This is a genomic window from Pseudomonas crudilactis (assembly GCF_013433315.1).
GTDB classification, from domain to species: Bacteria; Pseudomonadota; Gammaproteobacteria; order Pseudomonadales; family Pseudomonadaceae; genus Aquipseudomonas; species Aquipseudomonas crudilactis.
In genome coordinates, this window is sequence record NZ_WXVV01000078.1 from 1 (window position 1) to 259 (window position 259).

At 48.3% G+C, this 259-nt stretch carries 1 rRNA gene; it reads left to right on the top strand.

Features of this window, described 5'->3' with window-relative positions:
• Positions 1 to 205: 205 nt before the first annotated feature.
• Positions 206 to 259 (top strand): 5S ribosomal RNA (gene rrf / locus GTU76_RS30705); the annotation flags it as partial.

The window sequence follows — 259 nt, forward strand, 5'->3', positions numbered from 1 at the left end:
TTGAGCTAACCAATACTAATTGCCCGTGAGGCTTGACCATATAACACCCAAGCAATTTGCGCTTAAAAGCCAGATTGCGGTGTGTGAAGACGAAACGAACCGAAAGTTCGACTGCACTTAAAAAAGCAGCACAAAACACCGAAAGCCATCACATACCCAATTTGCTGAAGCGAGGCCAACTGGCCACGATTCGGTACCCGAATTTCTTGACGACCATAGAGCGTTGGAACCACCTGATCCCATCCCGAACTCAGCAGTG